Raw genomic sequence first — 10,053 nt, 5'->3', positions numbered from 1 at the left:
CAATCTCTCAACCCGCGTCCCGGTGAAGCGATTATCCAGAACGAACCAGAATACGTCGTTCCAGACGTCATTGTTAAAAAAGAAAAGGGCCGCTGGAAAGTAGAGCTCAACCCGGAGATCGCTCCTAAAATTCGAGTGAATAGCGGCTATGCTGGCTTCATCAAACGTGCAGACAACAGCGCCGACAACAACTTCATGAAAGACCAATTGCAGGAAGCAAAGTGGTTCATCAAAAGCCTGCAAAGCCGGAATGAAACCTTACTCAAAGTCGCAAGCAAGATTGTTGCGCACCAACAGGGTTTTCTAGACTATGGTGAAGAAGCAATGAAACCATTAATTCTTCACGATATTGCGCAAGCGGTCGACATGCACGAATCTACGATTTCGCGCGTAACAACACAGAAGTACATGCATACGCCACGCGGCATTTTTGAGTTAAAGTACTTTTTCTCAAGCCATGTTGGCACTGCCTCTGGCGGCGAGTGTTCTTCGACTGCCATCCGAGCCATCATTAAAAAGCTGATTGCCGCTGAAAATCCAAAGAAGCCGCTAAGCGACAGTAAGATTGCAGAAGTACTGAAAGATCAAGGAATTAACGTTGCTAGACGTACGATAGCGAAATATCGAGAAGCGATGTCTATTCCACCTTCTAATGAAAGGAAACGCTTGATGTAAAAAGCGAATTAAGCGTTTTGTGATTTAGAAGCAGACCGTTAGCGTCTACGCTAACAAAATCTACGAGGAGATAACTATGCAAGTAAATATCGCCGGTCACCACGTTGAACTCACTGAGTCAATGAAGAACTACGTAACCGAAAAGCTAGAGAAACTCGAGCGTCACGTGGACGGTATCACGAATGTGCAAGTCACCCTATCTGTAGAAAAGCTGAGACAGATCGCCGAAGCCACCTTACATGTTTATGGAACAGATGTTCACGCAACAGCTGAGGACGAAGACATGTACGCCTCTATCGACAAGCTTATTGATAAACTCGATAGACAAATACTCAAACTCAAAGAGAAACAGGTGTCGCGCTCTCACGGTGCAGCCTAGAAACCCAGAAATATTGGATAAAGTATGAACGAGAGTTCGATAACGATTGACTCTATCCTGCTGCCAGGGCTGACCCAAACGGGCTTCCCTGGCTCAAGCAAGAAAAAAGTGCTTGAGCATGTAGCAGAGACAATCGCGACGAAGATACCCGACCTACCCGAACACAGCCTGTTTGAGAATCTCGTCGCACGAGAGCGTCTTGGCAGCACGGGAATAGGCCAAGGTATCGCAATACCTCACAGCCGTATGGGTGAATGTACACAGGTTATTGGTGCCCTGTTTGTTCTAAAAGAACAGGTTGCCTTCGACGCAATCGACAACCTTCCTGTCGACTTACTGTTTGTCTTAATCGTACCTAAAGAAGCCAGCAGCGAACACCTAGAGTTGCTTAGCCAAATTGCAGAGCGCTTTAACGATACAGAGTTTTGCAACCAGCTTCGGGAAGCCGATAATGACACCGCACTCTATTCACTCATGACTTCCTAAGGAAAAAATATTACATTGAACGTGGAGATGCTATGAAGCTCGTTATTATCAGCGGTAGGTCTGGCTCAGGCAAAAGCACCGCACTCCACGTGCTTGAAGACCTTGGTTTTTATTGCATCGACAATTTGCCAGTAGGTCTCCTTTTAGAGCTTGGCAACCAGTCATCATTAAGCAAAGATGAGCGCCTTTCAAAAGTAGCCGTCAGTATTGATGCACGCAATCAACAAAGCGGGATAGAAAATTTCCCTGTTTTCTATCAAGCCTGCCAAAACCAAAACATCGACATGGATATAATCTATCTTGATGCCGACGCTGAGACACTGCTCAAGCGCTTTCACGCTACTAGAAGAAAACACCCTCTGAGCACCCCAAGCACCTCATTAAAAGAAGCCATTAAAAGCGAAGGATTATTACTGGAGCCAATAGCCCGAAAAGCAGATCTCACGGTGAATACCAGTGAAATGTCGCTTTATGAGCTTCGCGATCACATCAAACTGCGCGTTGCCGGCCGAACGTCCCAAGAAATGGCGCTGCTGTTTCAATCTTTCGGCTTCAAGCACGGGGTTCCGAGCGACTCGGATTATGTGTTCGACGTGCGCTGCTTACCCAACCCATATTGGGATCCAGCCCTGCGCAGCTTTACCGGCTTAGATGAGCCCGTTCAGAACTTTCTCGGCTCCCAACCAGAAGTAGCGGATATGGAACGAGACATCACAGAATTACTAGAGCGCTGGCTCGTTAAGTTCTCCGCGAACAACAGGAGCTACATGACCATCGCAATTGGTTGCACTGGCGGACAACATCGAAGCGTCTACCTGTGTGAGCGCATAGGCAATCATTTCAAGCAAACATACCAAAATATACTTATACGCCACAAAGAGCTGTCAGCTCCTGTAAAAACCCAATAAAATACCTTAGTCTCGTTGTTTATTATATTTTGGAGCTTACTTCGGCATGCTATGTGAAACAGTGGAAATCATTAACGACTTAGGTCTTCACGCCCGCGCCGCAGCGAAGTTTGTAGAATGTACCTGCCACTTCGAAAGCTCTTTTCTCATCAGCAAAGATGGTCGAGAGGTTGATGGAAAAAGCATCATGTCCGTGATGATGCTTGCAGCCAGTAAAGGTACTGAGATTTCCATCCAAGTCGAGGGCCCAGACGAAACGAAGGCCCTAGCTGCGCTGAAAGCGCTTATTTCTAACAAGTTTGGCGAAGAGAGCTAGCCAAATCCACTTTAATTAGGCGAATTAAGTCTTTGTTTTTCTGAGAAAACATCTCCGAGGTTCTTGAGTCTTACGCTATACTTTTAGCTTGAACCTTTTAACGGCGCGCACATGGCAACTTATTTCGACAATAACAGTTCAGATCAGCAATGGCAGTCGATCCAGGATGCCATTGAGTCTGGGTCGTTAAAACAAGTCGCGCGCACGATAAATAAAAGCCTCACCCCGAGTGATCTTGCCCATTTACTCGAGTCGTCACCGCCACGCCAACGTAAAATTATCTGGCAATTGATTGAAGCGGATTATCGTGGCGACGTTCTTCAATACCTTAATGAAGATGTTCAGGCCTATTTCCTCAGCCAGTTAAACGCGCAAGAAGTCATCGATGCGACAGAAGATCTGGACACCGATGACCTCGCTGACATTCTTCAAAACCTTCCAGAGACGATTACCTCAGAAGTACTCGACTCAATGGATGCGCAAGACCGTGAACGTGTCGAAGAAGTCCTAGCGTACGAAGAGGACACAGCGGGCGGCTTGATGAACACCGATACCGTGACGATTCGCGCGGATATCACTCTAGATGTTGTTCTGCGCTATCTTCGTCGTCATCGAAGCCTCCCTGAAATGACCGACAGCTTGCTTGTTGTAAGCAGAAAAGGCGTTCTGGTTGGCACGCTGCCACTTACATCCATGCTTGTTTCGAATCCCAGTGCGACAGTTCGTGAGGTAATGGCAACCGATACCGTTTCAATCAATGTCAGCACCAGTTCAAGTGAAGTTGCTACGCTATTTGCTCGACAGGATCTCGTAACGGCGCCCGTAGTAAACGACGAAGGTATTCTTCTCGGAAGAATCACGATTGATGACGTAGTTGATGTTATCCGTGAAGACGCAGATCATTCGTTATTAAGTATGGCTGGTCTTGATGAAGACAGCGATACGTTTGCGCCGGTAAAGCAAACCGCGAAAAGGCGCGCCGTCTGGCTTGGCATTAACCTCGTCACAGCCTTTATTGCATCCGGAGTCATCGGCATGTTTGAAGCGACCATTGAACAAGTTGTCGCACTTGCCGTGCTCATGCCAATCGTCGCTAGTATGGGTGGTATCGCTGGAAGCCAGACACTCACCTTGGTTATTCGCGGGATGGCCGTTGGCCAGATAAGTTCTAGTAACCTAAAGTGGTTATTAAACAGAGAATTTGTAGTTAGCCTGTTAAATGGCATGCTTTGGGCGATCGTTGTTTCTGGCCTAGCCGTGCTGTGGTTTTCAGACCCAAAGATTGGCGTGGTGATCGCCGCTGCATTACTAATCAACCTCGTGGTCGCAGCACTCGCCGGCACGGCGCTACCCTACTTCCTGAAGTCTAGAAACATCGATCCAGCGCTTGCAGGAGGCGTGATTCTGACTACGATTACCGATGTAGTAGGATTTCTTTCCTTCCTTGGCCTCGCGTCCATCGCCTACGGCTAAGTCATTTTAAGTAAGAGAGATTTATGAGCCAGAACGACGACTTTGATCCAAGCTCCTTTGACGACGATGAAGAGTATGTAAAAAGCCGCACCCAAATAAAAAAAGAGATGGAAGCCCTGCAAGACCTCGGTAAAAAACTGTGCGAACTGCGCAAAGACCAGCTTGCTCAAGTACCTGTCTCTGACGAACTCAATGAAGGCATTACAACTTACCTGCGCATTAACTCTAGAGAAGCCAAACGCAGACAACTCCAATATATCGGCAAGCTAATGCGCAGCGAGGATATCGAAGCGATCCAGGTCGTCGTTGATCGATTTGATGCTTCAAGCGACATCTACGCCAAACGCCTTCATGTTCTCGAAGCATGGCGTGAACGCTTGATTAGTGAAGGAAACGACGCGCTCACCGAGTTTGTTGAAAGCTTCCCCGCAGTCAACATTCAAACCTTAAGGCAACTCACGCGTAATGCGGCGAAAGATCGTCAGCACGATAAGAATACGGGGGCAGCGAAAAAGCTGTTTCGCTTCTTGAAAGAGTACGAGGCGGACATTCTAGGGTAACGCTCATGGCTATTACTCTATAGTAGGCGTTTATGTTGTCTAAGTGGCATCGCTGCTCGGACTTGCTCAAGTAGCTTAAGGTCAATCTCAGCGATACAAATCCCAGGCTCATCGGCGCAGGACGCCAAGATTGCCCCGTCAGGCGCAACAATCATGCTGTGTCCCCAGGTAACACGGCCCCTACCATGATCACCACATTGGTTCGCGGCCAACACAAAACTTTGGGTTTCAATCGCTCTCGCTTTTAATAGCGTTTCCCAATGCGCTTTACCTGTTTTGTATGTAAAGGCGGAGGGAACAGTGAGCAAGGTAGCGCCGTTTTTCTGATAATACTGATACAGCTCCGGAAACCTTAAGTCATAACAAATACTCAAACCGAGTATATGGCCAGCCAACTCGGTTGTTTTAGGCTCATGGCCCGGCTGATAGGTATCGGACTCCCTATATGCCCCCACTTCATCCGCCACATCCACATCAAAAAGGTGGATCTTATCGTAAAAAACAGGCTCCGAATCTGGACACAACAAATAGCTTCTAGAACGAAATCGAACGTCTTTTCTTGACGCTTTAAAAGGCACTGATCCGCAGAGTAAATAACAGCCTAATTCGTCGACCAGGCACTGAAGAGACGCGATGCACTCGGCTACATGAGGCTCAAACTCTTTGATTGCAGCTTGACCAAAACAAAGCGCATTCTCAGGCAAGACAATAAACTGCGCCCCTCTGGATGAGGCGGTTTTTATAAATGCTATAGCGTCCGACAAGTTTTGCTGCCAATCGTCGCTACTGCACATTTGAATCAAACCGCAGTGAAGGCTTTTCACATGATCACGCATGAACTCGTGCCTCTTAGTCCAACTTCACGATCGGGTCATCCCAGGATCCTGTCAGGGCATAATTTAACGTCGACAAACTTGAAAGGGGCTCACCTAGAACCTTATCTACCAGCCATACGGCTCCTCCAATTGTTGGACTGCCTAACATGAGCGCGGCCAATGGGACGTTACTTGAAATAGGTAACTCAACAGACATTATTAAATCCAGCGTTTGTGCAGCCAGATTAATATCGCCATTCACTTCGTAGTTACTTGAAGGCCCCGAAATCACTAAAGGGTCGACCAAACTCACGATACCTTGGCTGATCACGGCATTCATATCGATCTCATCGTAAGAAATACCGGCCTCATAAATATCAGAGAAATCCAAACGTAACCGTCGCCCAATTGCATCAAGGCTAAAAATACCAAAAAGACGTAAAATTCCGGCACCTTGTGCATCGGTTCTAATTTGACCATTTCTGAACGTCATGTTCGCCGATCCGGAGAGAAAAGAGAGCGAAAAGTTTTCTGGTGCATCCGGCCATACAAGCGCGAGTTCCGTCTCGTAGCTGTCACTAGTCAGCGGCGACTCTTGCCCAAATAGCGAGAGTACCGGTGCAAGATTCTCCCCCTCACCATCAACCGTCAAAATCGTATAGTGTTGCTGATTGTCGTAACGCCATGAGAGTTGCCCCTGCAAGACACTGCCAGCAACCACGCCCTTCAAGTCTCGAAATATAAGGCTTTTTTCGTCTTTCTCAGTCCAAAAACTCCATTGCCCCCAAAACGCCTCACCCAGGTAAAGCTCGTCAACAGAAAATTTCATGTCAGCGATGGTTAAGGGGTTTGTAATCGGTTCATTCCCAGCAGAGTATGTGATGTCTTCTGGCGCACTCTCCTCTAGTTTCAGACGCGCCAAGTCAATCAAAATAGGCGATGTATCATTATTGATTGTGACGCTACCCACGGAGTTTGGCCCGCTTAACTCGACAAAAAAACCTGCATCCTTTGGAGAAATAACAGCGGACACACTCTTGATGATGTTGTCGTATACATCCAGCTCATCCGCACGAATATTGACTTCCCGAAGCCATTCCAAGGATGCGCCTTGACCATCCCCTCCTCCGGGTATCTCGTTTGTCAGATAGCTTACCCAAGAATCAAGATTTGCCGCGTTGGTCGACAGTGAGATTCCAAGGCCGTCTTCTGAAAAATTGTAGTCACTCGCGTTTAGCCTTGTATCGCCTGCAGACATAACCACTTTGCCAAATTCAAATTCCTCATCAATAAACAAAAGCTCTGCTGTTGTTTTAGGTAAAGCTGAGCCATTTAGTTTAAGCAGGACATCTACTTGGTTTGGTTTGATTGTCGCCAGCACCTCTGCATTGTTTCGCGAGCGACTTAGCTTTGTGAGCGGAGCCGGCCAGTTGCTCGATATACCCTCTAGGTTCGAATTAACACGCAAATGGGTGGCAAGTTCTGGGTCATTGGGAATCTCAAGCAAGGCGTCAAATCTTGTTTGACCGTCGAGACCAAAGAACCAGTCCTGATCTTCGGGCAGCAACTGATGCACCGCAAGGCCACTTTGTAATGAGATCGACGTCGAATCAGACAATGCATTAGGGGTAATACTCAGGACACCTGGCTCACCAGAGAAAATCAAATCGATCTTTTCAGCCGAGACACCAGATTCGGAACTGATATCTAATCGTCCGCGAAGATCCTCTGCAACTAAGGGGCTCTCCTGATGCGCGGCTCTCACACCATCAAGCATTAGTGAAAGCGAAAACTCCTCCTTTATTTCGTCACCCAAAGAGAGATCCAGATCTAAATCCCCCATCGCAGGACCACTAAAACTCAAGAGCTTCGCGACCTCCTCGGTTGACTCTGCTACTGGCGAGTCTTTAAGCCAATATGCATACTCCTCTCCTTCAAACTGCAGTTTGGCCTTCACATTCAATTGCGGCGTTTTTTGCGCAGCCGACACGCCCGGCATAAATACATCCAACCTCTTAACTTTTGTTCCATTTATTTCCGCATCATCTGCCGAGATTTCAAGTCTGTCCTCGTGAAGCGCGAGATCTATACTGAGTTTCTCCAGCTCCGGCCAGGATCGCTCATACTTCAAAACAGCATCCTTTGTTTTCAAACTTAAACTGCTGGAAAAGCTATTATCAGGGCTCTCATTTTCGATACTGCCGTAGGCGAAATACTTTCCTTCATCAACGTAGCCTCCTACGAGAGAGTCACTCAGCCACCGATACAAATCCTGATCCACGACATAAAAAGGCACAAATTCAGCCACATCGGGGAGCATGATGTTGCGCATACCCAGCATTAAGCCGAGATAATCCTCTCGTTCATCATTATTCAGGCGAAGCGTAAAATCCCCAAAAACCTCTGATGCTTCATAGAGTTGCAAGTAAATCCCATCTGATTCAATCATGAAATCTTCCCCATCCTGCCACCACGCAACACGGCCTTGAGCGTCTGTGCTACGCCAGCTCTTTAGGTAAAGCTCGGGAAAGAAGAGTAAAAAATCGTTGCTTTGGAAGTCGACGAAGCCAGATTCCGCATCGGTGTAAAGATATCCGTTAACACCACCAACAGAGGGCGCTCCCTCATACCCCTTAATTGCGACATCCTGAAGTTCGGCCTCTACGGAAAATACCCGAGAATCAGAAGGATGCGTGCTAATCCAAAGCTTGTTCAGTCGCCCATTAGGCTCTCCTACATCAATTCTCTGGGCCAAATCACCATCAACGATACCTAAAGAAGTCATAATATCGGCTGCGCAGGAAAGGTTTAGCGACTCGACAGCAATCTCTTCGCGCCCAGACACAGCCTCGTAACTGGCGCCCGGCACCGAACATTCATCGCCTTTCCAGAGATACTCAAGATTATATAAGTCGATGCGTTGACCGTGTTCATTACCGTGCCAACCCAAACTCACGGAACTATTCACTATCGGAGCGAGGGACTTTTCCTCAATGTTCCAGTTTAATTGGGCAACCTGAATATCCGCGAACACAGATTCTACGGTAAGGCCGCTCAGGCTAACCCAAGCTCGACCACTTGCATCAATCGCTTGAATAGAAATGCCATGCCATTGGTAGGCTTTGATATGCTCATCGAGAAAACCAGACGAACGCGCCTCTAAAAACAGTTCGCCAGATAACTTATCACTACGACCAAGCTCCGAACTGTTATAAATAAAGCGCGCCAGAGGCTGCAGCCCACCGGGTCTAATAACATTACCTTGCGCAAAAATTCGCCCGCTGACATAACTCAGACTGGCCGATGGCAAACGCCAAACACGATCGCTACGGTCAGGCGAGGAGGTGCGAACAAATGCGTCCACCAACTTAAGGTTCGCACCGTCTAGAATCTGCTCTACTCCAAAGTCGTAAGCATCAGCGGAACTCTCAGAACTCGCGGGAAGCTTGAGCTGCGAAAGGTCTTTTCCCGCCAAGAACCAGACACCTTGAGTATCTTGCTCCAAGTTAAGGTTGGCTGTATCCAGTCGTATTGAGTAAATGCGGGGGGCACGTGCAAGAATCGAGTTAAGAAAAGCAAACTTAATCTGAGCGACTTTTATATGCGCATTAGATGCACCATTAATGCTTATTCCTCGGGCTTCGAGGATAGGATCAAAGCCGCTCCATTTGACCTCAATCTGTTGAATCTCAACAGAAATCTGTAATTCTTCGCTTAAATAATCTTGAAGAGTGACTCGGTATTCCGGTGTCATCGAAAGGATTGCCCTGCCTGCGACAACGTAGATGAGAACCGCTATTAACAGGACATAGGCAACAAGCTTCGCTTTGAATTTGAGTAGTCTATAGGTTCGTTTCAAAGCAAGGAGCCTTTCTACAAGCGAAAAAATTCAAGCATCAGAGGAGTACGACGTCGTACTGCCCCTGATTGTACATCAATTCCACCTGAAACTTTATTTGCTTGTCTATGAAAGTTTCGAGATCAGCGACGTTATCAGACTCTTCATCGAGAAGCCGATCAATAACACTTTGAGATGCCATAACCAGATACGCGGACGCATCATACGCCCGGCTAACCCGAAGAATTTCACGCATTATTTCATAACAAACCGTCTCAGCAGTTTTCAGGAATCCCGTCCCCTCACATACTGAACATGGCTCACACAGAGTCTGCCCCAAACTCTCCGTGGTTCGCTTACGCGTCATCTCCACCAATCCAAGCTCAGACACACAACTGATTGTCGTTCGTGCATGGTCGCGCTCAAGCATCTTTTCCAGCATTCTTAATACTTGGCGCTGATGCTCTTCGTCATCCATATCAATAAAATCGAGAATGATGATTCCGCCAAGATTGCGAAGCCGAAGTTGACGACCGATTGTTCTGGCCGCTTCAAGATTGGTTTTAAAGATTGTCTCTTCTAGGTTGCGATGCCCGACAAATC

At 47.4% G+C, this 10,053-nt stretch carries 10 protein-coding genes; 7 read left to right on the top strand and 3 right to left on the bottom strand.

Translation table 11 applies throughout. From position 1 onward, the window contains the following. The 7 genes from rpoN to yjgA form a co-directional block, all read left to right on the top strand. Positions 1–675 (top strand): RNA polymerase factor sigma-54 (gene rpoN / locus A3751_RS04845; protein WP_068452860.1); only part of this gene is annotated, 675 nt, incomplete at its 5' end. A 76-nt stretch (positions 676–751) separates the two neighbouring features. Continuing rightward, on the top strand, positions 752–1,054 hold the full coding sequence (hpf, locus tag A3751_RS04840; protein ID WP_068452858.1) for a ribosome hibernation-promoting factor, HPF/YfiA family: 303 nt from the start codon (positions 752–754) through the stop codon (positions 1,052–1,054). A 24-nt stretch (positions 1,055–1,078) separates the two neighbouring features. Further along, the gene (gene ptsN, locus A3751_RS04835; protein WP_068452856.1) at positions 1,079–1,540 is read left to right on the top strand and encodes a PTS IIA-like nitrogen regulatory protein PtsN; all 462 of its coding nucleotides are present in this window, start codon (positions 1,079–1,081) and stop codon (positions 1,538–1,540) included. A gap of 32 nt (positions 1,541–1,572) precedes the next feature. Further along, positions 1,573–2,448 carry an RNase adapter RapZ gene (gene rapZ, locus A3751_RS04830; RefSeq protein ID WP_068452854.1) on the top strand — a complete coding sequence of 292 codons (876 nt, stop codon included), beginning with the start codon at positions 1,573–1,575 and terminating at the stop codon, positions 2,446–2,448. A 46-nt stretch (positions 2,449–2,494) separates the two neighbouring features. After that, complete coding sequence (locus tag A3751_RS04825; protein ID WP_068452852.1) at positions 2,495–2,764, top strand: HPr family phosphocarrier protein; 270 nt, start codon at positions 2,495–2,497, stop codon at positions 2,762–2,764. A 111-nt stretch (positions 2,765–2,875) separates the two neighbouring features. Continuing rightward, positions 2,876–4,237: a magnesium transporter gene (gene mgtE / locus A3751_RS04820; RefSeq protein ID WP_068452849.1), complete on the top strand. Its 1,362-nt coding sequence runs from the start codon at positions 2,876–2,878 to the stop codon at positions 4,235–4,237. A 23-nt stretch (positions 4,238–4,260) separates the two neighbouring features. Further along, entirely contained in the window at positions 4,261–4,797 is a 537-nt protein-coding gene (gene yjgA / locus A3751_RS04815) for a ribosome biogenesis factor YjgA (RefSeq protein WP_068452846.1), read from the top strand. A gap of 17 nt (positions 4,798–4,814) precedes the next feature. Here yjgA and A3751_RS04810 read toward each other — a convergent pair whose 3' ends face one another. The 3 genes from A3751_RS04810 to A3751_RS04800 all read right to left on the bottom strand — a co-directional run. Next, positions 4,815–5,633 (bottom strand): carbon-nitrogen hydrolase family protein, encoded by an 819-nt coding sequence (locus tag A3751_RS04810; RefSeq protein ID WP_068452845.1) that lies wholly within the window; start codon positions 5,631–5,633, stop codon positions 4,815–4,817. Between the two features lie 13 nt (positions 5,634–5,646). Then, complete coding sequence (locus A3751_RS04805) at positions 5,647–9,471, bottom strand: YhdP family protein (protein ID WP_068452842.1); 3,825 nt, start codon at positions 9,469–9,471, stop codon at positions 5,647–5,649. Between the two features lie 37 nt (positions 9,472–9,508). Beyond that, a partial coding sequence (locus A3751_RS04800) for a ribonuclease E/G (protein WP_197466179.1) occupies positions 9,509–10,053 on the bottom strand: 545 nt, incomplete at its 5' end.

The organism is Oleiphilus sp. HI0080 (assembly GCF_001635135.1).
The sequence above is the reverse complement of the archived record's forward strand: the minus strand, read 5'-3'. Positions and strand labels throughout refer to the sequence as shown.

Coding starts and splice junctions, on each gene's coding strand:
- hpf (WP_068452858.1), top strand. CDS start 752: ATGCAAGTAAATATCGCCGGTCACCACGTTGAACTCACTGAGTCAATG.
- ptsN (WP_068452856.1), top strand. CDS start 1,079: ATGAACGAGAGTTCGATAACGATTGACTCTATCCTGCTGCCAGGGCTG.
- rapZ (WP_068452854.1), top strand. CDS start 1,573: ATGAAGCTCGTTATTATCAGCGGTAGGTCTGGCTCAGGCAAAAGCACC.
- A3751_RS04825 (WP_068452852.1), top strand. CDS start 2,495: ATGCTATGTGAAACAGTGGAAATCATTAACGACTTAGGTCTTCACGCC.
- mgtE (WP_068452849.1), top strand. CDS start 2,876: ATGGCAACTTATTTCGACAATAACAGTTCAGATCAGCAATGGCAGTCG.
- yjgA (WP_068452846.1), top strand. CDS start 4,261: ATGAGCCAGAACGACGACTTTGATCCAAGCTCCTTTGACGACGATGAA.
- A3751_RS04810 (WP_068452845.1), bottom strand. CDS start 5,633: ATGCGTGATCATGTGAAAAGCCTTCACTGCGGTTTGATTCAAATGTGC.